The 26,497-nt window shown below is 56.1% G+C and carries 20 protein-coding genes; 12 read left to right on the top strand and 8 right to left on the bottom strand.

Going from position 1 to position 26,497, the window contains the following annotated elements; translation table 11 throughout:
- Positions 1-752: 752 nt before the first annotated feature.
- Entirely contained in the window at positions 753-2,357 is a 1,605-nt protein-coding gene (locus ABJD00_RS09480; RefSeq protein ID WP_413834368.1) for a caspase family protein, read from the bottom strand.
- A 184-nt stretch (positions 2,358-2,541) separates the two neighbouring features.
- On the opposite strand from ABJD00_RS09480, the gene ABJD00_RS09475 reads away from it, so the two are divergent.
- Positions 2,542-5,325 (top strand): AsmA family protein, encoded by a 2,784-nt coding sequence (locus ABJD00_RS09475; RefSeq protein ID WP_413834365.1) that lies wholly within the window; start codon positions 2,542-2,544, stop codon positions 5,323-5,325.
- Between the two features lie 5 nt (positions 5,326-5,330).
- On the opposite strand, the gene ABJD00_RS09470 is transcribed toward ABJD00_RS09475, so the two are convergent.
- The 3 genes from ABJD00_RS09470 to ABJD00_RS09460 form a co-directional block, all read right to left on the bottom strand.
- Positions 5,331-5,840 carry a hypothetical protein gene (locus ABJD00_RS09470; protein WP_413834363.1) on the bottom strand — a complete coding sequence of 170 codons (510 nt, stop codon included), beginning with the start codon at positions 5,838-5,840 and terminating at the stop codon, positions 5,331-5,333.
- Positions 5,841-6,061: 221 nt separating this feature from the next.
- Positions 6,062-6,433 carry a hypothetical protein gene (locus ABJD00_RS09465; protein ID WP_413834361.1) on the bottom strand — a complete coding sequence of 124 codons (372 nt, stop codon included), beginning with the start codon at positions 6,431-6,433 and terminating at the stop codon, positions 6,062-6,064.
- 55 nt (positions 6,434-6,488) lie between these two features.
- The gene (locus ABJD00_RS09460; protein ID WP_413834358.1) at positions 6,489-8,126 is read right to left on the bottom strand and encodes a mechanosensitive ion channel family protein; all 1,638 of its coding nucleotides are present in this window, start codon (positions 8,124-8,126) and stop codon (positions 6,489-6,491) included.
- Positions 8,127-8,561: 435 nt separating this feature from the next.
- Between ABJD00_RS09460 and ABJD00_RS09455 the strand changes: the two genes are divergently transcribed.
- The 7 genes from ABJD00_RS09455 (at position 8,562) to ABJD00_RS09425 (ending at position 16,873) form a co-directional block, all read left to right on the top strand.
- A complete protein-coding gene (locus tag ABJD00_RS09455; protein WP_413834355.1) occupies positions 8,562-9,557 on the top strand; it encodes an AAA family ATPase in 996 nt (331 codons plus the stop codon).
- 8 nt (positions 9,558-9,565) lie between these two features.
- Positions 9,566-10,513, top strand: coding sequence for a DUF58 domain-containing protein (locus ABJD00_RS09450; RefSeq protein ID WP_413834353.1), 948 nt, complete (start codon positions 9,566-9,568; stop codon positions 10,511-10,513).
- Positions 10,510-10,989 carry a DUF4381 domain-containing protein gene (locus ABJD00_RS09445; protein WP_413834350.1) on the top strand — a complete coding sequence of 160 codons (480 nt, stop codon included), beginning with the start codon at positions 10,510-10,512 and terminating at the stop codon, positions 10,987-10,989. Before ABJD00_RS09450 ends, ABJD00_RS09445 begins: the two co-directional genes overlap by 4 nt.
- Before the next feature lie 185 nt (positions 10,990-11,174).
- A complete protein-coding gene (locus ABJD00_RS09440; protein ID WP_413834347.1) occupies positions 11,175-11,975 on the top strand; it encodes a VWA domain-containing protein in 801 nt (266 codons plus the stop codon).
- Entirely contained in the window at positions 11,968-13,488 is a 1,521-nt protein-coding gene (locus tag ABJD00_RS09435; protein WP_413834344.1) for a VWA domain-containing protein, read from the top strand. Before ABJD00_RS09440 ends, ABJD00_RS09435 begins: the two co-directional genes overlap by 8 nt.
- On the top strand, positions 13,485-14,810 hold the full coding sequence (locus ABJD00_RS09430) for a hypothetical protein (RefSeq protein WP_413834342.1): 1,326 nt from the start codon (positions 13,485-13,487) through the stop codon (positions 14,808-14,810). The genes ABJD00_RS09435 and ABJD00_RS09430 overlap by 4 nt, the downstream gene beginning before the upstream one ends.
- Before the next feature lie 116 nt (positions 14,811-14,926).
- Positions 14,927-16,873 (top strand): multiheme c-type cytochrome, encoded by a 1,947-nt coding sequence (locus tag ABJD00_RS09425; RefSeq protein ID WP_413834340.1) that lies wholly within the window; start codon positions 14,927-14,929, stop codon positions 16,871-16,873.
- A gap of 98 nt (positions 16,874-16,971) precedes the next feature.
- Here the strand turns inward: ABJD00_RS09425 and ABJD00_RS09420 are convergent, their stop codons facing one another.
- Positions 16,972-17,715, bottom strand: a complete 744-nt coding sequence (locus ABJD00_RS09420) for an outer membrane protein (protein WP_413834338.1) — start codon at positions 17,713-17,715, stop codon at positions 16,972-16,974.
- Between the two features lie 265 nt (positions 17,716-17,980).
- Here ABJD00_RS09420 and ABJD00_RS09415 point away from each other — a divergent pair, with 265 nt between their 5' ends.
- The 4 genes from ABJD00_RS09415 to ABJD00_RS09400 all read left to right on the top strand — a co-directional run bounded on the left by ABJD00_RS09415 (position 17,981) and on the right by ABJD00_RS09400 (position 22,350).
- Positions 17,981-19,564 (top strand): arylsulfatase, encoded by a 1,584-nt coding sequence (locus ABJD00_RS09415; RefSeq protein WP_413834336.1) that lies wholly within the window; start codon positions 17,981-17,983, stop codon positions 19,562-19,564.
- Positions 19,565-19,640: 76 nt separating this feature from the next.
- Positions 19,641-20,597 (top strand): HAD family hydrolase, encoded by a 957-nt coding sequence (locus ABJD00_RS09410; RefSeq protein ID WP_413834333.1) that lies wholly within the window; start codon positions 19,641-19,643, stop codon positions 20,595-20,597.
- Positions 20,598-20,671: 74 nt separating this feature from the next.
- Positions 20,672-21,487: an alkaline phosphatase family protein gene (locus ABJD00_RS09405; RefSeq protein WP_413834331.1), complete on the top strand. Its 816-nt coding sequence runs from the start codon at positions 20,672-20,674 to the stop codon at positions 21,485-21,487.
- Positions 21,481-22,350, top strand: coding sequence for an alkaline phosphatase family protein (locus ABJD00_RS09400; RefSeq protein WP_413834378.1), 870 nt, complete (start codon positions 21,481-21,483; stop codon positions 22,348-22,350). The genes ABJD00_RS09405 and ABJD00_RS09400 overlap by 7 nt, the downstream gene beginning before the upstream one ends.
- A 475-nt stretch (positions 22,351-22,825) precedes the next feature.
- On the opposite strand, the gene pseI is transcribed toward ABJD00_RS09400, so the two are convergent.
- The 3 genes from pseI to pseC are packed head-to-tail and all read right to left on the bottom strand — an operon-like array spanning position 22,826 to position 26,497.
- Positions 22,826-23,863: a pseudaminic acid synthase gene (pseI, locus tag ABJD00_RS09395; protein ID WP_413834328.1), complete on the bottom strand. Its 1,038-nt coding sequence runs from the start codon at positions 23,861-23,863 to the stop codon at positions 22,826-22,828.
- On the bottom strand, positions 23,853-25,343 hold the full coding sequence (pseG, locus tag ABJD00_RS09390; RefSeq protein WP_413834326.1) for a UDP-2,4-diacetamido-2,4,6-trideoxy-beta-L-altropyranose hydrolase: 1,491 nt from the start codon (positions 25,341-25,343) through the stop codon (positions 23,853-23,855). The genes pseI and pseG overlap by 11 nt, the downstream gene beginning before the upstream one ends.
- On the bottom strand, positions 25,340-26,497 hold the full coding sequence (pseC, locus tag ABJD00_RS09385) for a UDP-4-amino-4,6-dideoxy-N-acetyl-beta-L-altrosamine transaminase (protein WP_413834323.1): 1,158 nt from the start codon (positions 26,495-26,497) through the stop codon (positions 25,340-25,342). Before pseC ends, pseG begins: the two co-directional genes overlap by 4 nt.

Below are 26,497 nucleotides of genomic sequence, written 5' to 3'. Positions count from 1 at the left end.
TAACAAATGATGCCGAAAGTCTGTTTTGTGCCTGCATTTCCCATCCACCTAAATATCCCCCTTAAGGTAGTGGATGCCCTCGGACAGAACAAGACAGGGCAGGACAGGCAAGCCCATATTTTTAGGGGGATATGGTGCGAGACAGGACAAGTCCAAACAGGCTGGGACGGGGTGCTGGTGCATCTTCTGGGCACCACAAACTCTTAACCTTCCAAAACAATTCGACACTTAGGCGGTTATCAACCGTTGATATTCACCCCTTTAGGTCGCTGAATGCAGTCGCTTGTGAGGGGTGGTCAGTCCGGCCAACCATTTGACATCGTTAACGGCCTCACTCCCTGCATCTCCTTCGTCCGCAAACCATGCCGACAATTAGGATGCGCTGAGTCAGCTGGTTGACCATCGCCTGCACCATGCATCCGACAGACCGTCTAGCTACGCACAGCGAAACTTTTGCGTGGAAGCCCGGAGCGTTTTGAAAAAGCCAAACATCGTGGCGCGGGACCGCACGCAGTGCTTGAGAAATTCAGCTCAGAAATGCGTAGTCGAGTGCTCGAAGTATCAGAACCAATGCAACCCATATGACAACGGCGCGCACTAGGTTTGACTGCCCCCGTAAAAGAATTGGGTGACTGTAGAGGTATATTCCAAGTCCAATCGCGCCACTTGTTATCAAAATGTGGAGATAAGTGGGGCCCATGTATTTTTTCCTGCTTCGCTAGGTTTGGACGAGAATATTCAAACTTTAAGGCTCAGTTCTTGCGCGCAGTGACGCGGCAGCCATTCGACACAAGAGTACTCAAAGAACGACCGTCCTGAGAAAGCGTTCCGGTGGATGTGTTCTGGACCCAACCATAGTCTTCGGTTGCAGAGTAACTGCGCCCGTTCAGGACACCGCGCACCGTGGCAGGGCCGGCAGAACCACTTATGGATCCTGTGAACGCATTGCCGCCGCCAGACCGATACCGCGTCGTCCCGCTTGCCTTGAGCCCAAGGGGGCAACTGGCTGACCAACTCCATGACCCGGAAATCGAATACTGTGGCGCTGGCTTTGACGATGCATCAGGCGTTGCTGTGGCCGACGCAGCCGGTTTGGTCGGCGCCGGTTGAGCCTTGCAGACCCGACCCGAATGCTGCTTGAGCGCTTGCAACCCATGTTCCGTACCCAGATCATCAGCACCCAGACCAGTGTCGGTGACAGACAAAAAGCGGCGGAACGCTGCGCGCGTCCGTGACCCCATGATTCCATCGGCAGTGCCCGCATCGCATCCCAGCGCATTCAAACGCTCCTGTGTCTGGCGCAGAACCTCCCGGCTGTCCAATAGCTCTCCCGCGGGTTTCTGAGTTGGGCTCGCAGGCGCACTCGGCTTGGCACTGGCCGGCGCCGCATCGTCCAGCTCATCACGTAATTGCACCGCCATCTGCACCGTGAATTCATCGCTACGCGCGGCATAGCGTTCGATGAAAGCGTCGTAAGCTTCGCGGGTGTCGATCGACCGGGCCAACTCGAAATCTGCTCGGATAGGGTCAACCGGTTGCGCAGCTGTGGTGGGTTGGGGCGCTATGGCGATGACCGCGCCACCTGCAGGAATAAAGAAGAACTGGCCCAGCAGTTCGTCGTAATATGCCGGGAATTGCTCGTGCCCGACGGTGCGGGCCAGATCGCGCACGTCGCGACGCAGACCGGACATCATTTCGCGCAATTCGATCCCCGGTGTTTGCAAACGGGGCAACAGCATCCGGGTAAAAACCGAATTTTTCGCCGAGTCTTCATCTGACAGGCGATCCAACGCTGTTTGACCCGCACCAGCCGAGAATATCACAAACGTTCCCTCGGGCGCGGTGATCCGCCCCAAGCCGCGCGTTCCACCGATTGAACGCCCTGTCGACCCTTTAAATGGATTATCCCGGCAAGCATCGATTATGGCCAATGTAGTGCGCGCACCCGTTGCCCGAATTCTGTCCAGAAGGCTGGACAGCGCAATGGATTCAGATTTGATGAAATCTTTTTCACCGCTTGCAGGCGCTGCGATGTCCGTTGGCAAAAGATAGTTCTCGCCATCGATTTCGACCCCGTGGCCTGCGTAAAACACCATCGCCGTATCACCCGGTTCAAGTTGACCGGTGAATTCCGAGATCTTCTTGTTCATCTCGCGCCGTTCTGCGTCCAAAACAGTGGTCACAGTAAAGCCCTTAGTTCTCAAAGCGTCTGTTACGGCTGTCGCGTCAGCGCGGGCCTTTTGCAGACTGTTGACCTCGGCATAGGAGTCATTGCCGATCACCAAAGCGAGGCGTTTTTCGGCATAGGCCACAAAGGGAGTCAGGATCAGGACGAGGCAGACGAAAATGATGCGCATATGAACATGCTAGCAATGGTCACACGCATGCGAAAGTAAGGAATTCCCGCAGCACCTCGCGCCCTATGATTTCGAGTGACCGGCCTTGCGTGGACGGGTTCGGGCAAGAGAACGTCGCAATGCTTCGGGAAAGCTATACACAAGCACATGTTTCTGCTGCTAAGCTGACCAGAGGAGACGGAATATGAAGCGCTGGATCATTAGACTCACCCTGGGTTTGGCTGTGTTGGTGATCGTAGCAGTCGCCTTCGTATGGTCTGTTCTGGCAATTCCATATTTCAGCCATTTTCGCACGACTTTGATTTCGCAATTGCTGTCGGACCAGGTTGGCCAGCCTGTCTTGGTGAATGGCGATGCACGCGTTGCTGTGGCACGCATCAGCCGCGTGCATGTGAGTGGCGTCCAAATCCCGAGTACGAACATTTCCAATCTCGATCTCGCAACACTGAACTCTCTTGAGTTTGACATCAATCTTGTCTCACTGCTCAACCGTCGCATCGACCTGAACAATTTGTTCATAGATGGCCTGCGTGTCGATTTGTTGAAACAAGAAGACGGAACAACAAGCTATGAGGCCGTCAAAGAACGCGCGCCAGCAGAGCAATCCGACGACTCCGTGGAGACACCCAAACCCGAAGAACAACCTGAGCAGGTTGAAGATTCAGACAATCCCAGTTTGCTGTCATTTCTCAGAACAAGGACCGTCGCATTAACAAACGTACGCTTGATTATCGATGATGCCATTTCTGGCTTCGAGTACGATTTCGAGTTGGAAGAGTTGTCACTCAATCAGTTGGAGGCCGCTCTTGGCGTCATAGGTCGAGGCCAAGTGAATGGTCAGCCCTTCGAGTTAGACAGCTTATATCCAGATTCAGGACCATTTACGAACGCCGCCACATTCAGCTCAACCACTCTGACTTTTAATGGTGATCCGACGCCCGTCGAAGATGGTGGGGGTTATACGGCCGAATTGGTTCTTGATGTCGGCAGCATGCAAGACCTGTTTGACGTGTTGAAACTGGAAGGTGGGATCGATGGCAACGCCCAACTTCGGTTCTCATTGAATCGGAGTGGCGGCATCAGTGCCTTGTCCGATATCAATGCCACGGTAAATTTGGAGAAAGGGCAATTGATCTCGCTTACAGGCGACATCGAAAACCTTGCTGAGGCTGACGGCTTTGATCTTCAATTTGACGCGCGCCTTCACCCGGAAGGGCAGCCACCAGCGAATGCTGCCGACCTTGCGGATTTGAAGCTGACAAGAATTTCGACGCAGATCATAAGCGAGAAAGCCGCGCTGGAGTTGGAGAATTTGATACTGGCGACCAACGCATTTGAACAGGGTTTGGATGAAGTTGGTCCCGTATCCATTGGTCGAATCCGCCGCACAGAAGAAGGTACGCTGGCGCTTCAGGACATAAATTTGCAGGCGGGCCCTCTGGACAAACCGTTCCTTGTCGCAAGCGGAAACATCAACAATATTTTGCAACTCAAAGCGCTCGATCTTGGGGGGAAAATTGATGCGCCAGCCACTTTGGTTCTCTCTACTCTTGGGGATGACGTCGCCGAAAAATTTGGCGGAATCCAAGCCGAATTCCAAGTCGATGACTCAACGGGTGTCCTCAGCCTGACTCAATTGACCGCAAAGGCCGTGAACACAGATGTTTGGGCCCTTGAAGCTGAAATTGCGGTCGGGGACGTAACGACACTGAACGGGTCAGTCGTGGATGTTGCCTTGGAGTTGCAAGATGGCGCCGAGTTTCTGTCTGCGCTGAAACTCGAACCGGTGGATACGGGTCCCTTGGGGCTCGACTTCTCGATCCGCGGCAAAGATGGCCGGTGGGCCGGGACTTTGGGGCTTGGTGCAGGACAATCCAAACTGACAGGCACAATCGAAGCAGGAAAAGAAGACGGACGGGACAAAATAACGACGGAAATCATTAGTGAATTCATGGATATCTCTGACCTCAAGAATGCTTTGGCCGGGGTGGTCGAACTGTCCAAAATCGGAAATGAGACAGTAAGTGAAGGCGAGCCGTCAGCGGATGTTGAATTGCAGCCGCTGGTTTTGCCTGAAACCGATGAAACTCCTTCGGAAACCAAAGCCCCAGATGTTCGCGATGGCGTTGAATTGCAGCCACTCGTGATAGAAGGCAGCGAAGAAGACAAGCTGGTGGATGCCAACGAATTTTTGCGCGAAACCGATATCTACGGCCTGATCGATTTCAAGAAGATCTCAGGCATCCAAGGCATAACAAGTGTCTCAAGCGAATTTGTATCCGAGGGCGGAAAGGCAAAACTGGGTCCGCTGGAGTTCAACTATGGCGGTGGATACTTCAACTTCGAGGCCGCCATGGATGTGGTCGATGCTCCCGACTATGTGTCGGTTGCGGGCGCGACATCTGGTTGGGATCTCGCGGACATTCTAGCTATGGCCGGTATCAAATTTGACGCAAACGGCGCGCTGAGCGGTCGATTTGATGTTGGCGGAAACCCGACCTCGGTCAATGCATTTGTGAACTCTATGACGGGTTCTGCGTCCATTGCGATGTCACGGGGAAAGGTAGCAACTAGCCTGCTCGAACTTGCCGGGTTGGGCATTTTCCCCTGGCTGTTTTCGCAGGAGATCCAGCAAGGGTACACCAATGTGGTATGTGTAAATGCCCCGGTCAACATCACCGCTGGTGCGGTGTCTTTTGACTCTGTTGTAGCAGAAACTGAGAGTGTTCAGCTTGTTGCGCGCGGGTCGGTTGACTGGATCGGCGATTCAATTGAGATCCGAGCAGAGCCACGCAAGGTCAATAGCCCGCTCTCTCGTTCAGCGTGGCCGTTCGAAGTCACTGGAAAGCTGTCAAACCCACGCTTTAAACTGGATATCGGCGGCTCTCGGAGCCGTCGGGCGGATGGCGCCGATCAGATGCCTGCCGACAGGCAACCGTGCAAACCTGACATTCTGCAATTGCAGTAAAACCTCTATTCGCTGGCCGTTTCGGGCTCGGGCTCGGGCTCGGGAAGAGCGTCCTGACATGCCAAAACACCACGAATGGCTTTGCTTGTCCCGGTTAGATCCAGCTCGAATGCATTGCCTTGCGAGCCAATGATTTTGACAGTTTGGCTGCGCGCAAACTCCTGAACAAAGGCTGGATTGTTGAAAAAGGCGTACCCGCCGTGCTTTCCGTTCTCAATCTTTCCAATTGCCTCGCCGCCAAAGCGGGCACTGCCGAAGTCAAACTCTACCGTGCCATCCTGACCTTCCTCGACATGGGTCCAGGCCTCGTTGTAGATCGCAAAATACCCACCATCCAACGTGGGTTCAGCACCAATCTGGACTTCGCTGCCGTCGTCCAACTCTCGAGACGCGAAACATTTACCCGTATCTTCGGTGTTGATCAGGATGGTCCAGTCGCCCGCAGTCTGCCAAACGTCCGCGGCCAAAGCTGAAACAGGCATAATGGAAAGTGTCAGAATGGCGATGCAACGCATAGCAACCTCATTGGCTTGATCAGCATTTCAAGTATACTCTGGCTTTGCCAACTAATGAACCCGTGTCGGCCTGGGCACTGCACCTGACCCAAGACTTGAGTGATGATCATAGCCCTGATCGGCCATTAGAGCGAGATCAGCGTGGGCATGCGCCACACTGTCCGTTATCCTTCAAACAAGCAGGGTGAGTGCGCCAACCCGCAGATCGCGTACAGGTAAAACTAGTCGACCTGGACAACGAGAAAATGGGCGCCCTCGGCACCTAGCACATCAAAGGTGTGGGTCGAGACGTCGTCACGCAGGAGATGTATCACGCTACCCGGGCCTTTTTCATGAACAGATCCATCGTCGGTTGAGATCCTGTACTCTCCGCTCAGGCACACAAACGTCTGTTCTCTATCCGCAAATCGAAACTCGGTGTGAAACCCTGCCGGCAAATGGATAAAGAAAGATCGCTTGCAAGGTTCGATCTTGCTCATTTTCAGTCTCTCAGACCCCAGAACGTTGTCCGAGGATTGAAACTGTACTTCATCTTCCCGCAGTTCCGCTTGACCGTCTTCTCCTGAGAATACTGTGAGTTTGGTCAACGTCATATCGGTCTCCGTCTATTTTCCTGCGATCGTGTAGGGTGGCCATTCGGGACGAACATTACTCGTTTGTCGAAGCGAGAACCCCGTCCCACTTTTCCTTGGGCACTTTGGGTTCGTCCGGGTCCGCAATGTAAGATGGAGTCATTATCTGTACGCCATTCTCATTGAACACACTCACGATATTCCGGTGCAGATCCGAATAAATTTGAGGAAGGCTTGAACCCCGCGTTGAGAAGGCGTTGATCTGGTAATTTATCGCATAGTCAGCAAGTGCTGTCATAAGCACGAACGGCTTTGGCGAGAGTTTGAGATGCGTGGTGCGGTTTGCCGCTTCGACCAGCATCGCCTCGATTTTTTCCTGTGGTTCTTCATAGCCGATACCGACCGTCGTGTTGACCAACAGGCCACGCCCGTCGATGGTTCGAGAGTAGTTAATGACTTCGGAATTCAGAAGCTGCGCGTTTGGAATGCTGATCATCTCGTTCTTTATGGATTTCACTAAGGTTTCCATCAGCTTGATCTCGACAACATCCCCAACCTGATTGCCAACTTTAATGCGGTCTCCGATGTTTGTGCTGCGCCGATATACGACAAACAGCCCGGCCATCATATTGCTGACAACCGTGTTCGACCCGAGGGAGACAACGATACCAGCGAGGATTGTGAGGCCCTGAAATGCCCGTGAATCCGAGCCGGGAATATGTGGGTAAGCAAAGACAACTGCGATGGCGATAATGGCAACCCGCGCGATGTTGTAAGTTGGGTTAACCCAATGCGGTTCGAAATTCTTCCACTCGAAAATACCGGCTTCGACATTGTCGAGGATGATCCGCACACCCCGGATGGCATACCGTGTGATCAGGGCGATAATCGCCAGCATAATCAGACTTGGCACGTATCCCAGAAAGCCCAGAATAATGCCGACCAGCGGTTCGGACACGTAGTCCAGAAGGATCTGAGCAAATGGCCGCGTCTCGGCAAAAGACAAAAGTACGACAGACAGATAATAGTAGAGAATAAACAGGTAGATGACCCAAAGAACGACGTTGGATCCGAAACTGGCCAGACGCGCGACTGCCTCTCCTCGTACAATCGACTTGGTTGCTTCTTCGACCTGGGTAAACTGCCTTTCTGTCAACCGCGCGACAGCCCGGTTTAGTTTGTCGCGTCGCTTAAAGAACAGCAGGGTTACAATCAAAAATCCGACGGTCCACCCGACCGCGCCAAGTGCACTGTCGACGCGGGCCTCATTCGATCTGCCCAGCCAATAATTTCTAACTGCGGCTTCAATAGCCTCAGCCTGCAACTGCGCAAGGGTATCGATTTCAAACTGCTCGTACTCTGCATCTGTCTCAGTCACGACGGTAATCATTCTGCTGTTGGCAAAAACCGCCAAGCCAAATTCATTTTGGCGGACTTCGAAGTGCAGGGGCGCGTTTTGAGGAAGCTCGGTAACCGCGTAAATGCGCTCTTCAACCTTTGCCGCGCGTTCAGCGGCGGGCAACACAGAACTGCCGCGAACATTAAACAGAGTTTCGCCTTCAATCACCACCGGCGCTACGAAAACGTCATTTTCGTCAGCCTGACTTTCGGTGGTGGCAGGAACAGTTGGCTCGGCATCTTGTGCAGCCACGGGCATCGACTGAACGCAGATGACAAGGGCGAGCGTTGCAAACAGATGAGCAATAAACTTCACAAGCGTCACCCCCGACAAGGGCATGCCAAGCCTGAACAAGGCTGGAATATTTGTGCCAAAGACATGGTTCCCCAAGTGTTTTCTTTCTGTCCCGTGCAAACCATCGCCGATTTTGACGAAATTGCAAAGACTGCTGTTTTCGAACAAAAGTTTCGAAGATGTTAAGGGCGTTGCCGATGAACGGCTATCTGGTCGTCTCCGACTTTCCGCACTTGTGCAAACACACTGCAAAGCTTGGACGCGCAAAGTCGGGAACTTTGTTGGTTACGGCTATTTTGGTCACCAACGGAGTCGCAACAAGACAGATGAGAAAGACCGTCGGGACAAGGTCGGACAAACAACAAACGAATACCAGAATGGGCTTGCTAAACGACGCAGGGGCCCGATGATGCAAAATGATAACTTAACGTATCCCTAGTGCAAACGGACGTTGCTGTGACTGCTCTCTTACAGATTGAAGAACTCAAAACGCGCATGGGGCGCTCTATCATCGGCCAAAAGGACGTGGTCGAGAGGCTGGTGATTGGTCTTCTGGCCAATGGCAACCTGCTGATCGAGGGACTTCCCGGTCTGGCGAAGACCCGGGCTGTTAAGGCTATGGCAAAAAACATGGATGCAGAGTTCAGCCGTATTCAGTTCACACCAGACCTTTTGCCGTCAGATGTCACCGGCACGGAAGTCTACCATCAGGGACCTGAAGGCGCCGAATTCAAATTTGATCCGGGCCCGATCTTCGCCAATATCGTACTGGCGGACGAGATCAACCGCGCGCCTGCAAAGGTACAAGCGGCCTTGCTCGAAGCAATGGAAGAGCGGCAGGTCACTGTCGCGGGAACCACCCACATAATGCCGCCCCTGTTTATCGTGATGGCAACCCAAAACCCGATTGAGCAGGAGGGAACCTACCCGCTGCCTGAAGCGCAGATGGACAGGTTCCTGATGCATGTCCGTGTCGACTATCCCCCTGTTGAGGATGAAGTTGAGGTAATCCGTCTGGTGCGCGGCGAAGAGGCTGCAAAGCAAAAAGAAGACGCAGGCGAAGCCAAAGAAAAGTCAGAAAAGCCTCCCGCAATTCCACAAAGCGCAGTCTTCGAGGCCCGTGCAGAGATTTCTAAGATACATGTGTCAGACCCGATGGAGAGATACATCGCCGATCTTGTTTATGGCACACGGACTCCCGCAGCCCTTTCCGAAGACCTTGCCCGTTGGATAGAGATCGGCGCCAGCCCGCGCGCCTCGCTTGCCTTTGACAAGTGCAGCAGGGCGCACGCATGGCTTGACGGGCGTGACTATGTCGACCCGCAGGATGTGCGGGCAGTCGCACATGACGTTCTGCGTCACCGCCTTACTCTGTCCTACGAAGCGCAGGGGGACAGTGTATCGGCTGATGATGTGACAGACGCGATCCTGTCGAAAGTGGCCTTGCCTTAGGACCTTCCATGCTTGGCAAACGCGACCCTCGCATACACGTCGATCTCGCGCATCTGCGCGGGCTGAAAGGGCGCGCGCGCGCGATTTCATTCCGACCACGCCAACCCTCACACAGTATTCTCAACGGCCAGCATGCCTCCAAAATCAAGGGCAGAGGTCTGAATTTCGAAGAGTTGCGCCATTACGCTATGGGCGATGACGTGCGCACTATTGACTGGAAGGTCACGGCACGGACCGGGGCACCTTACGTGCGTGTCTATACAGAAGAGCGCGACCGCCCGGTCATGTTGATCGTGGACCAGCGGATGTCGATGTACTTTGGCAGTGCGCTAAACATGAAGTCAGTAACCGCGGCAGAGGCTGCTGCGCTGGCGGCGTTCCGCGTACGCGCCAAGGGCGACCGGGTCGGCGGCATCATATTTGACGACCACGGATGGCAAGAAGTGCGACCACAATCCTCGGCACGGTCGCTGAACAGGTTCCTCGACCGTCTTGCCGAGGCGAATTGCAGTCTGAATGCAAATGCACCCTTGGTTGACTCGACTCCTCTCAGCAAGCCGCTCAGCGCAGCGGCGCGCATTGTGAAGTCTGGCGCACTGGTCATCGTCTTTAGCGATTTCGATGGGTGGGATGAAGAAACAGAGAAGAACCTGCGCACGATTGCTCAGCACAATGAATTGATACTGTTCAGTGTACTTGACCCAACATCAGAACAGTTACCGCCCGATTTGGATATCGTAGTGTCGGACGGTACCTTGCAGGCTCAGGTCAACATCGGCGACGAAACGGTGCGACGAAAGCTGGCTGACTTCAGCACTGGCCGCTTGGCGTCATTGCTCCAGTTTTCAGCCAAATACGCCGTACCTGTTGTGCCGTTGACAACTGCACAGGAAACGCTGCCGCAATTGTTGCGACTACTTGGCGGACAAGTCGCAGGAGGTGGCGCAAAGAAATGAGCGAAGACCTCAAAAAACTCAATCTGGTTGAGCTTTACGACCTGCTCGTTCTGCCAGAAGCACCCGCGCCAGTGTCGATGTGGCCGCAAACCGCTGGTTGGATCTGGCTCGGTTTGGCAGTCCTCTTTCTGATTGGCCTCGGGTTCTGGAAGCTGTTGGCATGGCGGCGCGCTACCCAATATCGCCGAGAGGCTCTGGCTGAATTGCGCATGGCAGGTGATGATCCGGTTGCGATTTCCAGCATATTACGGCGCACGGCGTTGGCAGCCTTCGAACGGGACTCCGTCGCTGGACTGCAAGGGTCCGAATGGCTTGAATTCCTCGATTATACGTCTGATGCAAAAAACTTCGTCCGTTCGGACGCGGGCCGTGTTCTGGCAAAAGCGCCCTTCTCACCTCAGTCACCCCACGAGGACCTTCCGGCAATGGCCGAAGCCTGGATCAAAAAGCACCGTCGACCGGAGCGGGCGTCCTGATGCTGTCTTTCGCTGCGCCCTTTGCTTTTCTGATCATGCCCCTGCCTTTTCTGGTGTGGTGGTACGCCCCCCCGCACCGCGAAACCGCACAAGCACTGCGGGTGCCCTTTTTTCAGAGCATCGCGGCCGCAGCCGGCCAAACTCCGTCGCAAGGGTCGCTCGTACGCAAAAGGGGCAGAGCGCAGATGACTGTCGCAGTCTTGTGTTGGGTTTTGGCCGTAGTGGGTGTTGCTCGCCCACAAGTTCTTGGTGAGCCGATTGTCACCGAAAAAGCAGCCCGAGATCTTGTTCTCGCAGTCGACATCTCGGGGTCTATGGACGCACGGGATATGCTTGACAGTGAGGGCAATCCCCAGCAGCGCCTTGCCGCGGTCAAGGAGGTGATCAACGCCTTTATCGTTGAGCGTGAGGGCGATCGGGTCGCATTGGTAGTGTTTGGTTCAAACGCATACCTGCAGACGCCGTTCACTGAAGATTTGGAGAGTGCCGCCGAACTTATGGAACAGACCCAAGTGGGCATGGCCGGGCCACATACTGCGATGGGAGATGCCATTGGCCTCGCATTGCGCACCTTTGAGGCCTCTGAAATCGAGCAGAAGCTACTGGTATTGCTGAGTGACGGTGCGGACACCAATAGCCAGATGAGCCCGCTCAACGCCACGGAAATTGCAGCAAATGCGGGGGTCAAAATCTTCACCATCGGTGTCGGAGACCCTGACGGAAGTGGCGACGACCGCGTCGATCTCGACACGCTGGAGGCGATTGCCAATCGGGCAGATGGGGCATTTTATGTGGCCGATGATGCCCAGGGTCTTGCAGATATCTATGCAGAAATTGATCGGCTGAATCCCAGAGTGGTGGACACGACAACGTTTCAACCGAGACAGGAGTTCGGCCACCTTGCCTTTACTGCCGCAGCGCTTTTGGGCATCGCCATGATGTTTGGCCTAATGCTGTCTTCAGTAAGGGAGGCACGGCGTGGCTGACCTGATTGGAGTATTCCATTTTCTGCGCCCATGGTGGTTACTCGCACTGGTGCCACTGGCTCTGATCTGGTGGGCCATACGATGGCAGAAAACACGTGATGACCCGCTGCCCGAAGGGATCGCTCCGCATCTGGCCCGTGCACTGACCGTTGGATTGAACGAGGGGCGTCGGGTCTATCCAATCGATGGCGTTGCCCTGACCCTCGGACTGTTGGTCGTAGCGGCCGCCGGACCAACATGGAGCCGTGTGGCCAACCCGCTACTTGCACAAACCGCTCCATTGGCTGTGGTTCTCAAGGTCACGCCGTCAATGGAAAACGTCGACGTGCAGCCAACGCGATTGAAACGCTCCTCTTTCAAAATTCTGGATCTGATTGAGCGGCGCGCAGGGGCCAAAACCGCCCTGATCGCATATGCCGGTTCTGCCCATCGCGTCACGCCCCTAACCGAAGATCCCAATATCCTAAAGTCGTATTTGGCCGGTCTCGCCCCAGACATGATGCCGGAAGAAGGCGACCGCGCAGATCAGGCACTGGAACTGGCAGAGGGAGAACTGGAGGGATCCGAGACACCGGGAGCAATCCTCTTCGTTCTGGACGATCTGAGCCCGGGCAATGTGGAGGCATTCAATGCATCGGCTGCAGACCGGCCACCTGTGATCTTTTTCGTTGTGGCCGGACCAGGCACTAAGCTGCCCCAACTAGATCAGATCGAAAACAGTTCTGTTGTGAGCATCAGTGCCGATGACTCGGATCTGAACCGGGTTGAGAGAGAGGTGTTTTCTGCTTATCGCGAAGCCCTTCTGGAAGACACGCGTCAGGATTGGGAAGACAAAGGGTGGATACTTGGTTGGCTGGCGCTTTTGTTGTTCGTGCCTTGGTTCAGACGCGGTTGGACGATGCGGTGGGCGTTGGCTGCGTTGCTTCTGGGTAATGTTGGTACGCCAGCACAGGCCGAAGGCTGGCGAGACTGGTTCCTGACACCAGATCAGCAGGGGCAGATCCAGCTTAACAACAAGGATTTCAGCGCCGCCGCCGATCTGTTTCAGGATCCCGAGCAGCGTGCCTTCGCTCTGTTGCGCGCTGGCCGCTACGAAGAAGCTGCTGAGGCCTTCGGCTTTATCGAAACAGCCGCCGGAGCAAATGGCGAAGGCGTGGCCTTGCTGCGCAACCGCAATTACCGCGATGGGATTCGAGCATTCGAAAAAGCTGTGGAACGGGACCCAAACGACACCAAATCAGCGGCTAATCTGGAAGTGGCGCGCGCAATTGTCGCATATGTTGAAAATGCCCAGCTGTCATCAGATACGGGTGAAGAAGCGGGTATCGGTGCAGATGACACCGTATTCGACAACGAAACCGGTCAGGGCGAAGAGACCGAGATCGAACGAGAAGAAACAGATGCCCCCGCCCAAGGTCTGAGTACCGAAGACTGGATGCGGGCTGTCGATACGCAGGTAGGGGATTTCCTCGCCACCCGCTTTTTGCTCGAAAACTCACAGAGGTCCGAATGAAGCGCCTGCTATCAGCCATCTTGGGTTTCTGTATGTGCTTCGTTGCAGGCATGGTCAGCGCGCAGGATCCGCAGATCGAAATCGTTGCGGAGCAGGAAGAAGTCATAGTCGGCCAGCCCTACATTTTACGGGTCAAAGTACTGGTGCCGACGTTTATGCCGAAACCGCCGGTATTCCCTACATTCGAAGTGCCGGGATTGATCGTGCGCCTGCCAGAACGCTCCACATCCCCTGTCAGCGAGCGGATCGAGGGGGAAACATGGGCGGGAGTTCAGCGGACGTATCGGATTTATCCGATGCAAGCGGGCGTCACCGAGATCCCGGAACAACAACTGTCCATCGTTTACAAAGACACACAAACCAATGAGGACGTGCCGCTATCTGTCCCTGTCCCCGCCACGACCATTACCGCAATCGTCCCTGAGGGCGCGAGCGATCTTGATCCCCTAATTCTGGCAAACGGCTTAAGCATAGAACAGACCTGGCAAGGCGGAGAAGAGGAGCTCGCCGTCGGAGACGCAGTTGTTCGCAGTCTGGATATCACTATTTCGGGTACCAGCGCGCTCTTCATACCGCCTTTGCTGGAAAGCGCCTCTTCTGAGGAACCGCCGGCGTCTTCGGCCGAGGGCGCAGAGACAGAGACAGAGACAGAGACAGAATCCGCTGCCACGTTTGCACCATATCCGGAAGATGCGGTTGTGACTGAGATCATGGAGCGCGGTGTCATGTCCGGAGCGCGCACCGAGACTGTCAGCTACATTGCGCAAAGCGGTGGTACTGCGGTTTTCCCAGATATCACGCTTCAATGGTACAATCTGGTGTCCGAGGAGATCGAGGAGATAACCCTTCCCGGTCTTACAGTCACTGTCGCGCAACCTCCGAAGGAAAGAACACCCATTGACCCGCGAGCGGCTATTAAATGGGTTTTGGTATTCGTTTTGGCCGTTGTAGTTGCATGGGTCGCTTACCGCTTCGTTTACCCGATCGCGCGGCCCCGCTTGCAGCGTCTGCAGGAACGCTACGCCGCGTCACCCATTGCGGCCCACCGTCTGGCAGAAAAGAAAGCTGCGGCGAAGGACCTCAACGGGTTGTTTTTCGCGCTCGAGCAACGATCGGTTCGCGGCGTCGCACCGGGCGAAGATCTCGAAACGGCCATCACTGCACTTGGACGTACATTGTACCGAGAGAGTGGGTCGAACGGCTCCTCCTCGCATCAGTGGCAGATCATCCAAAGAAGTTTGCGCAAAGAGCGTCGGGCGCTCATTTTCAGGCATCACGCCGGCACAGCGACAAAGTTACCGCCGCTCAACCCTTTCGTTTGACGTGGGTGCGGACGCACCGGGATGACACGCCAAGTTTTTCCGGTTGTTCCTGACGCTGCAGTGATTACGCTGAGACCTACACGCGACCCCGCGTGGCTATTGAGGTTCCCTGTGCCATGACTCCACAATTTCGCAGGCTCGCACGCGCTGCCATCGTACTGCTCGGCTTGTCGACTCCTGCCACCGCACAAACGAATACAGCACCGAGCTATGTCGGTTCAGCCGCTTGTGCCGATTGTCACCTTGACGCGACCGAAGCGTGGGAAGGTTCGCACCATGCCAAGGCGTGGACGAAGACCGCTGACGAAAACATTCTGGGGGACTTTAACGACACCACTTTCACTCAGAACGGTATCATGTCCCGGTTTTACCGTGATGGCGACGCCTACATGATCGAAACGGATGGACCAGACGGGCGTATTACCCGCTACCCAGTGCACAGTGTCGTTGGGGTGGAACCGCTCCAACAATACCTGCTAGAAACCGAAGAAGGCAAATTGCAGTCCTTTGATGTGGTCTGGGACACTGAGGAAAAGCGCTGGTACCACCTTTACCCTGATCAGGAACTTTATGGGGGCGACGGCCTGCACTGGACAGGTCCATACAAGAACTGGAACGGCCGCTGCGCCGAATGCCATGCCACGGACTTCAGCAAAAACTACTCGCCCGACACACTCAGTTACGCCAGCACCCAAACCGAAATTGGCGTCGGATGTGAGGCCTGCCATGGTCCGGGCGAAGCGCATCTCGCATGGGCCGAAGGACTGGAAACGACGCAAGAACCGTGGACCGGGCTCACCGAGACAGGGCTTACGATCAACATGTCGCAAGGCGGCGAAGTCTTGGTGCAGCAATGCGCAAGCTGCCACGCACGCCGCGAACCTTTTGCGGACGGCAACCCGCTGCCCGGTACGGGGTTCCATGATGCCTACCGACTTAGCACCCTGCGTGAGGGTACATACCACGCGGACGGGCAGATCCTCGAAGAGGTCTATGTCTATGGCTCATTTCTACAGTCCAAAATGTATGCCAAAGGCGTGACTTGCAGCAATTGCCACGAACCACACTCTGCCGAACTGCGCGTCGAGGGGAATGGCTTGTGCACGCAATGCCATTCCGAAGCCGGCAACACAGACTTCCCGACGCTCGCGCTCAAGTCCTATGATGACCCATCGCATCATTTTCACCCCACCGGCAGCGAAGATGCGCAGTGCAAAAGCTGCCATATGATCGAGCGGGACTACATGGTGGTGGATGGCCGACGTGACCACTCATTCCGCATTCCGCGCCCCGATCTTAGCATCGAGACACGCAGCCCAAATGCCTGCACCGATTGCCATAGTGATCAGACAGCCGCATGGGCAGCCAAAGCGGTCGCGGGCTGGTATCCCGACAGTGCAAACCGAGGGCCACATTATGGTCAGACACTTGCCGCCGGTCGACGGGACGTGACGGGAAGTGCTGATGAACTTGCCGCGCTTGCCGAGTATGCCGCATTGCCGGGGATCGCACGGGCCACAGCGCTTGAAATGCTGAGCCGGGCAGCAACCCCTGCGCTTGCCGCCCGATTGGTGCCCATGTTGGAGGACCCTGATCCGATGGTGCGCGCCGCCGCCGTCGGTTTGCAGCGGGGTGCACCGGAAGCAGAGCGGGCGGCCGTGCTCAGTACCATGTTGGGTGATCCGGCAAAAACTGTGCGCATTGCTGCCGCGCGTGAATTCCTCGGCCTGCGGGCGATACAATTGCCCGGAGCCATCTCACAGGCATTAAGTGCGGCGATGCAAGACTGGCAAGGGTCGCTCTTGGCCAAGACCGATTTCCCAGAAACGCAACTTGTGATGGCAGGTATTGGTCTGACCACGCGCCGTATGGATGCCGCACTGCGTGCCTTTGGAGAGGCTGTGTCACTCGACCCGCAGCTCGAGCAAGGATGGGTTATGATAATCCGAATCCACGACGCTTTGGGTAACCGCGACGATGCACAGGAGGCAGCAAATCGAGCCATCGAGGCCAATCCTGACAGCATCCAACTGTCCCTGCTTCGGGCTGAACTTCAATTGTAGTCGGCTGAACGCAAAACGCTCCCGCTTTTGCGGGAGCGTTTTGATCCGACCTTCAGATCTGCAGACAATTTGTACGTGCCTGCAGTATTGTCAGAAACTCAGAAGTCGTACCGTACGCCAAAAACCGGACCTGACTGAGAAAGCTTAAACCGGTCATCGGAAGAGCCGTTCTTGAGGTCGAGGTAGCGATAGGCGCCAACGAGACTCCACTGGTCATTGATGGCATAGCGGGCGCTGATAAGTACCTGCCAGGACTCGCTGTCGCTTCGAAATCCGCCGTAATCCAATAGCCCCACAGCGGTCCAACGATCGGAAATTTCATAGGCAAAACGCGCTGCAATCAGAGGGTCAACCCAGTTCTTGTTGAAGCTCGCTGACCGCCCGGCAGCTGCGCCCGGCAACAGGGTCATCGTTGCGTCTGCATCAAACGCGCGCGCTCCGCCGCCGACGTCTATGGTCCAACCATCTGCAGAGTGAACGTTGTACAATCCGTAGAGGTTCAGAACCTGTAGTTTAACATCTGCCTCGACTCCGCTGGAGGCAGGTCCGGGCGTGGACTCAGAAAAAGCAAGATCTGTATACGCGAAGTCGCCGATCAAGCTCCACGGGCCTTTCTGGGTCTCAATTGCACCCATGAAGGCGAAATCGAGGTTCTCAAGTGCTTCGCTGAAGGGCAGCGTGGATTCGATTACACCAGCAGGGGTTGTGATCGACGTATCGGTTTCCGCCGCCCACAAATAAAAGGTAAAGGACGTGTCCCACGAGCTATCCTGTGCGGTTGCAGGAACCGCGACTGTCATCATTGCTGCCGTGAGGCACCCGGTCAAAGTGGCGGTTTTCATCATTTTTCCCTTATTTCAGTCTTTCATTTGTCGAAGCTTGTCCGCTCAATTGCCTGCTATTGTCACATCAATGCCTGCCGCTATGCAAGGGTAGCCGTGCGACTTGAGCCTAGGGTGATTGCACCGGCAAAACCCAATTCGACTGCCTCCCAAACCGCGGACGATCTGTCAAAAAACGGGAATAAGCTGTGGCATGGACTCAGTTGTGACGCTAACGTGATTCATAGCCAACAAAAAAAGTTCAAACCAAGAAGGAGACAGTATCTTGTCATTCAAAAACATACTGCGGCTGAAAGCTGTGGCGATCACGACGCTTGTTGCGTTGTCGGGCGCGGCAGTGGCTCAGGACGCAGAAAAGCCTAATATTCTGGTGATATGGGGTGACGATGTCGGCCAATCCAACATCAGCGCCTATACCATGGGTCTGATGGGCTATCGCACGCCAAACATCGACCGAATTGCTAACGAAGGCATGATCTTCACCGATTACTATGGTGAGCAGTCATGTACGGCTGGCCGGTCCTCCTATATTATGGGCCAATCTGTATTCCGGACGGGTCTATCCAAAGTTGGTATGCCTGGCGCACCCGAAGGCATGCAAATAGAAGACCCGACAATCGCTGGCCTTCTGAAACCACATGGCTATGCGACTGGTCAGTTCGGCAAGAACCACCTTGGCGACCGCGACGACATGCTGCCAACCAATCACGGTTTCGACGAATTCTTTGGTAACCTGTACCATCTGAACGCCGAAGAAGAGCCCGAAAACGAAGACTATCCGCAGAACCCAGAGTTCCGCGAACGTTTTGGCCCGCGCGGCGTGATCAAATCCTCTGCAGATGGCACTATTGAAGACACCGGCCCGCTGACCAAAAAGCGGATGGAAACTGTGGACGACGAAACAGTCGCAGCAGCGATCGATTTCATCAAACGCCAAGAAGCAGCTGACGTGCCTTGGTTTGTCTGGTGGTCCGGCACACGAATGCACTTCCGCACCCATGTCAAAGACGAGATGCGCGTCAGGGCAGACGAAATCGCTGGCAAGCACCTGGACGAATACCAGGCTGGCATGGTCGAACATGATTTGCATATCGGACAGTTCCTGGACCTGCTGGACGAACTGGGAATCGCCGACAATACCATCGTGCATTATTCGACAGACAATGGCCCGCATATGAACAGCTGGCCGGATGCTGCGATGACACCATTCCGGGGTGAAAAGAACACCAACTGGGAAGGTGGCTGGCGTGTGCCGTCGATGATTCGTTGGCCTGGCCAGATCGAAGCCGGTGCTGTCAGCAACGAAATCATGCACCACATGGACTGGTTGCCAACCTATGTTGCGGTTGCTGGAAACCCAGACATCAAAGAGCAATTGCTTGAAGGTGTATCCGTTGCCGAAGTTGGTGGCGGTCGTGACTACAAGGTGCACCTCGATGGCTACAACTTCCTGCCCTACCTGACGGGTGAAGCTGAAGAAGGCCCACGTCACGAGATTCTCTATTTCTCGGATGACGGGGATCTGACCGCGCTGCGCTATGACGACTGGAAAGCGATCTTCCTTGAGCACCGCTATCCGCAGACGTTGCGTGCCTGGGCTGAGCCTTGGACCGAACTGCGCATTCCGTTGCTGTTCAACCTGCGTCGCGACCCTTACGAGCGAGCCAATATCACGTCCAACACCTATTGGGACTGGTATCTTGACCGAGTCTATCTGCTGCTGCCTGCGGCGGATTATGTCGGCAAATTCCTGGCGACGTTCGAAGATTTCCCGCCACGTCAAAAGCCGGGCAGTTTCACCATTGGTGATGCTTCGGCAAAAATCCTGGAAGCAACTGGTTCCAAGTAAGCGTTCATAGCGATACACAAGGGGCCGTGCCATGTCTGGTTCGGCCCCTTTTTTTGTCACCAAAAGAGGGTTTTCAATGCGCACTCTAATTACCGCTGCCGCTTTATCGTTGATGTCTTGTGCCTCTTGGGCTGATCCATTGCCGTCTTGGGCGGATACAGAGACCAAAACAGCCATTATCTCTTTTGTAGAACGAGTGACCGATCCGGCATCGCCGGACTATGTGACCCCGGCGGATCGCATTGCCACCTTTGACAACGATGGCACTCTTTGGGCGGAACAGCCCGTCTATTTTCAACTGATTTATGCGCTGGATCGCCTGAAGGAAAAGGCCGAGGCGGACCCGTCGGTCCTGACCAGCGATACTCTGAAAGCAGCTGCCGAAGGTGACCTTGAAACGGTTGCTGCCGGCGGCACCGAAGCTTTGCTTGAGGTTCTGGCAGTCAGCCATTCGGGCATGTCGGTTGAGGCATTTCAGGACGACGTTCGGGCATGGCTTGAGACAGCGCGCCACCCGAAAACCGGCGTGCGTTATGACGAGATGGTGTATCAGCCCATGCTCGAATTGCTTTCTTATTTGCGAGATCAGCAGTTTCAGACATGGATCACTTCGGGCGGCGGCGTGCATTTTATCCGCGCCTTTGCCGAAGCCGCGTACAACATCCCGCCTGAACAGGTCATTGGATCATCCGGGCCAACAGAATACGCGGATGGTGTCGTAATGAAATTGCCGGGTATTGATTTCGTCGACGACAAAGAAGGTAAACCAGTCGGTATCGACAGTCGCATTGGCAAGCGTCCGATCTTTGCCGGTGGCAATTCCGACGGTGATTTTGCTATGCTGGAATACACCACGGCAGGCGATGGCCCTCGATTTGGTTTGTTGGTGCATCACACGGACGCAGAGCGCGAATTTGCCTATGATCGCGAGGGACACATCGGTGTGTTGAACCGAGGTTTGGATGAAGGACCTGATCGCGGTTGGGTCATTGTAGATATGGCCAATGACTGGACACAGGTCTGGCCAGAGTAAGCCCATCTCCAATTTTTGGCCGCCTCTTGGTACAAAATAGCCAACTTATGTCTAGGACCGGAAAGGGACCATTCATGCTCAAAAGAGCCAGCTGCATCGTAGCCTTGACCTTTGGGATTGCATCGGTTGCCCACTCCGACACAGTGCCCAAACTTGTGCTGCAAATCACTGTAGACCAGTTGCGCGGAGATCTGATTGATCGGTACGGCGCTGGATTGGGAGACGGCGGTTTCAACCGACTTTTGAACAGCGGAGTCCATTTCGCCAACGCCCATCATCGCCACGCCAACACAGAAACTATCGTTGGGCATACGACTCTGTCCACGGGCACTGATCCGGGCATTCATGGTATGGTGGCCAACCTCTGGTTCGACCGCGACACCGGGACCACCTTTTACAATGTGCAGGATCCGGACTACCCGCTCGTGGGGGCCTCTGGTGTTGATGCAGATACCGAGATTGACCCGACCCAGCGCGCTGCGACCACTGACGGCCGCTCGCCTCGTAACATCCTGACCTCGACCATTGGCGATGAAATTCGTTTGCACTACGGGCCAGAAGCAAAGGTCTTTGGGGTGTCCGTAAAGGATCGGGGCGCAATCTCATTCGCCGGACATGCAGGGCAAGCCTATTGGTTCTCCAAGGCGGAGGGGCGCTTTGTCACCTCCACATTTTACCGTGACGACTACCCGGCATGGGTCTCCGACTGGGAGGCCAAAAACATGGTCAACTCATATGCCGGGGGGACTGGAGGCCAATGCTTCCGGCCGATAACTATGTTTTCTGGGAAAAAGATGACCAACCATGGGAAACTGATTTTCCGGGCTTTGGGCGCACCTTCCCGCACCCCTATGGGGCAGCGGACAGCAAATACTACACGACGCTGCTAACGCTCAGCCCGGCTGGAGATGAGATCGCTTTTGATTTTGCCAAGGCTCTGATGACTGCCGAAGAAGTCGGGCAAGACGACGTTCCCGATTTCATGAGCGTCAGCCTTTCATCAACCGACTATGTGGGCCATATCTTTGGCCCCTCCAGCCTTGAGGCAGAAGACAACTTCAAACGGCTCGACCAAACCATCGCCGACTTGCTGGATTTCGTCGACGACACCGTTGGGCTTGACGAGACTTTGGTTGTTCTTTCGTCCGATCACGGCGCGCCAGAAGCGGCGGGCTATCTCGCAACGCTTGGGATTGAAGCGCAGGCTTTCAATTTCGACGATGTCGACACCACTCCGGGGTTCGCACGGTTGCGAGAACGCTTCGGGCTTGGGCAGGAACTGATTGAAAGCTTTACAAATCCATACGTCTATCTCGACCGCGATGCGATCAAAGCGAGCGGTGCTGAAGTGGCCGAAATCGAAGAGGCCGTAGCGGCAGAGCTTCAACAACTGCCCGGTATCGCGTTCGCCATTACCGGATCAAGCCTGCGGCGCGGCGACATCCCAGATACTGTGATCGCGCGCGCCGTATTGGCAAATTACCACCCTGACCGCTCAGGTGACATCTATGTGGTGTTCGAGCCCCATTGGTTTGTTGCAGAGTTTGACGGCCTGACTGTTGCCTCGGCGCATGGCTCCCCTTGGACCTACGACAGTTACGTTCCAATAATTTTTTCGGGACGGGGGATTGCCGCTGACCGTGTCGATCGGCGTGTCGAGACAATCGATGTAGCAGCTACCATTGCGTCGATCATGCGAACAAAGCCACCCAGCGGAGCTGTCGGCCTGCCCCTATTGGAGGCGTTGCCGTAGCTATTGACCGGCCGACACATCACAACACATGATCACTAGACCGCACAGTGCACTGGGTTGCCGCCCACCTGCGCCAGAGGCCATCGTACCAATGGAGCACAGGTCATCATGCAATAACTTTCAATTTGGACCACTCACGTGGGGCCGCGTAAGGTCGAACGCGGTGTGCATCGAATACCATGAATTTTGCAAGCCTATTTTTGAGTTGTCCAACGCAACCCAGAGACTATACCCGCTGTTCGCTGACCACTGGCGGACGCTCGTCCCTGAGATAAAAGCCGCAAGCTTTAAGATGATTGAAATTTACCCACTTCAAATCATCGCAAATTCGTTGAACTGCGGAGGTGCAATTGTAAGTCAGTTTGCAAGGGCTGATGACTAGCGCGAGACGAAGCGCTATCTGCGGTGACCGGATGCCGCTGGCAGGTTTGCGGTTTTGGTGGAACTTGAAATATCAAGCATTGCTTTTGCCGATCTATTCGATCAGGTCAAAGCGCAATGCGGTCCCTCGGGCGATCGGCTGCTTTGCCTGGCGTCCCAGCACCTTATTATAGTGCTTTGGTGCGAGGCCAAAGCCTGGTCGGATGGATTTCACATTGTCCGACGTCAGGGTTCCGCCCGCCGGGATATCCTGAACCACATAGAGCGAGCGGCGGAATTGGGCGTTGCCCTGCTCGCTCGACTTCAGGCCGTAGTCCACGCGCCCGACGGCTTCCCAGGCTATGCGGGTGCCTGTGACCAGCTGGGCGAGTTCTGACGGCTCGAGCGAGAAACTGTCGTCTGGGCCGCCGCCGTTCCGGTCCAGTGTGACGTGCTTTTCAATCGCCACCACACCCAGCGCGACAGAGGCAATGGCGGCGGTATTGTCGAGCGTATGGTCGGACAGCCCGGTCATTACGCCAAACCGGCCGGCCATGTCGGGGATTGTGGCCAAGTTGTAGTCGGAGGCCGGGGCCGGATAGCCCGAGACGCAATGCAGCAGGACGATGTCTTGTGCGCCTGCGCTGCGGGCGGCCTCCAGGGCCTCGCCGATTTCGGTATCGTCGGCCATGCCGGTGGACATGATCATCGGCTTACCGGTCTGCGCAACACGCTGGATCAGGGGCAGATCGACCAGCTCGAAAGACGCGATTTTGTAGGCGGGTGCGCCGAGGCTGTCCAGCAGGTCAACAGCGGTATGATCAAAGGGGCTGGAGAACAGCGTGATATCTAGGTCGCGTGCCTTCTCAAACAGCGCCGCGTGCCAGTCCCACGGCGTATGGGCCCAATCGTAGAGGTCATAGAGCCGCTGACCATCCCAGAGCCCGCCCTTGATCGTGAACTCGGGCCCATCATGGTCGATTGTGATCGTGTCCGGGCGGTAGGTCTGGATCTTGATCGCGTCGGCGCCAGCGGCCTTGGCGGCCTCCATAATGGCAAATGCCTGTTCAATGTCGCCATTGTGGTTCGCCGACAGCTCAGCGATCACATAGGGCGGCTGGTCCAGGCCGATAATGCGTCCGTCAATCTTCATCTCTTTGACCCTCTACGATCTGTTTCCAGCCATGCGACACGAAATGGGCCTCGTCAATGCGCCTGTAACCCGCCCGTTCAAACAGCTTTTGCGAGGCGATGTTGTCCGGGTGCACTTCAGCGCTGATGTTGCGCATGGGATGGGCCAGTCGGACAAGGCCAAGCGCGGCCTTGGCTAGGCCACGGCCTTGCGCGGAAGGCGCAATCAGGATGGACACTTCGTGGCTTTGACCCTGTGCCGCGTCAAGACGGACAAAGCCTGCTTCGGCGCCCCCGGCATCCACAATATAGAACGGTTCCTGGTCCATTGGGGTCATGCGGCCATCAAACCATGCGCTGTGCTCGTCAAAGCTTGGTGGCTTTGGGTTTCGTGAAAACTGCCGCGCACCCGGGGCTGTTTGCCAACTATGGATCAGGGTTTTGTCACTGGGCCGGACCGCGCGCAGGCAGACATGGCTGGCGCGTGCCAGAAGGGCGTTTGCCACGCGCGCGGCGCCTTGCCCGTCGCATAGGGCTTTGGCGTGTCTACCCATATTGGCGCGCAGCTCCGGATCGTGCAAAAGCGGCTCTAACACGGCCAAAATGGCGTCTTTGGACAGCTCAGGCAGCACCGTTGCAGCGCCCGCTTTTACCAATTGCTGTGCATTTTGGGTTTGATTAGCCACGAGCACGGCAAGCACCGACGGCAGCCCAAGCGCGCAGCGTTCCAGCGCCGAGGTGCCGCCCGCGCCTAGCACCAGATCGATCAGGCTCAAAACGTCTGCCATATCGGTACGGTCTAGCAGCAGCTGCGTGGGTGTGGTCATCTGGGCGGCACGCGCCTTGGTTTGCGCCAGCATTTTGGCATCGCTGCTTAGGATCACGCTTAGACTGATATCGGATCGCCCATCCAGCGCATCAAGGCAGGCGAGCGTTGCCCCTGTTGGGTCACTCCCCCCCATGGAGATGGCCACGCGCAAAGGTCCAGTTGGCTGTGATCGCCCGGGTGCAACCGCAAATTCCGGGCGCAGCGCGGCATAGCGCGGACCGGCCAGGCAGAGCGCGCCGTCGGGGATGAGCCCCGTATATTCTGATGTATCGCGACCGGGGCTGGTGTCGATCAGCAGATCGACAGTGCGGGCGTCTTGGGCGAGATCGTCAAAGGCCGCAAGGAAGAGGCCCGTTTCGGCTTTCACGTGCTGGGTCCAAGCTTGGGTCAGCCGGTAATGGTCAAGCAGGACCGCATCCGCGCCGCATGCTGCAAGGGCACTGCAGGTGGCTATTGCGTCTTGGGTCTGATCGATTTTGGGCAGGTCAAGCATCCGGATCGCAAAGCCGCGCCGCTCGAGTTGAGTAGCAGCCCAGGGTGACAGACTGTGGCACATATACGTAACCTGTGTACCTGTTCGCGCCAGCTCATCCGCGACGGTCATAGCGCGCAGGACATGGCCAAGGCCGATCTCGCCATCGCCATCGGCCCGGACCGCGAGCTGCCGTATCACGTAAGCGTCGCTTTGAGCACTGCGCAAACCTCTTCGCGTTGTGCATCCGTCATCGTGGCAAAGAGCGGGATGGAGATCGAGCGGGCATAGTAGCTTTCCGCATTCGGAAAATCCCCATCCTTGAAGCCAAAACCGCGCCAGAAGGGCTGGGTGTGCACGGGGATGTAATGCAGATTCACGCCAAGGCCTGCGGCGCGGAGCGCCTCGAACACCTCGCGGTGAGACAGCGCGATCTGATCCAGCCGCAGCCGGACAACATATAGGTGCCAAGCGGAGGCGCAGCGTGGGTCTTGGCGCGGCAAATCCAGCGGCAAATCGGCCAAAGCCGTGTCATAGGCGCGGGCATGGACTGTGCGGCGGGCAATATAGTCCGCAAGCCGTCCCAACTGACTGATGCCAAGCGCCGCCTGCATCTCAGTCATGCGGTAGTTATAGCCCAGCTCAATCTGCTGGTAGTACCATGGCCCGTGGCTGTCATGGGTCATCAGCGCCGGATCACGGGTCAAGCCATGCGAGGCCGCGCGGCGCATTCGGGCGGCGAGCGCCTCATCTTGCGTGACGGCGACGCCGCCTTCGGCGGTGGTGACAATCTTGACCGGGTGAAAGCTGAACACGGTGATGTCACTATGGACGCAGCAGCCCACAGGCTGGCCGGCGAAAGAGGCCCCAATCGCGTGGCTCGCATCCTCGATCACCCGCACGCCATAGAGTTTGGCCAGCGCGCCGATGCGTTCCATATCCGCGCTTTGGCCGGTCATATGGACAGGGATCAGAACTTTGGGCAGGGTGCCTGCAACCTCGGCCCGCTCCAGCTTGGCGGCCAGCGCATCTGGGCACATGTTGAAGCTGTCTGGGTCGATATCGACAAAATCGACCCGCGCGCCGCAATAGATGCCGACATTGGCCGAGGCGACAAAGGTGTTGGGCACGGTCCAGAGCCAATCGTCAGGCCCTAGGCCCAGCGCCATACAGGCAATGTGCAGGGCCGATGTCGCGCTGTTGGCAGCGACCGCATGCGCGGCCCCTGTAGTTTTGGCAACCGTCGCCTCAAACTCTGGCACACGGGGCCCTTGGGTCAGGAAATCCGAGGTCAGGACATCGCGCACGGCGTCCAGATCGTCTTGGGTGATGTCCTGACGGCCATAGGGGATCAT

The sequence above is a fragment of the Tateyamaria sp. genome (assembly GCF_039945315.1).
Taxonomy (GTDB): domain Bacteria; phylum Pseudomonadota; class Alphaproteobacteria; order Rhodobacterales; family Rhodobacteraceae; genus Tateyamaria.
This window is presented reverse-complemented; position numbering and strand designations above follow the sequence as displayed.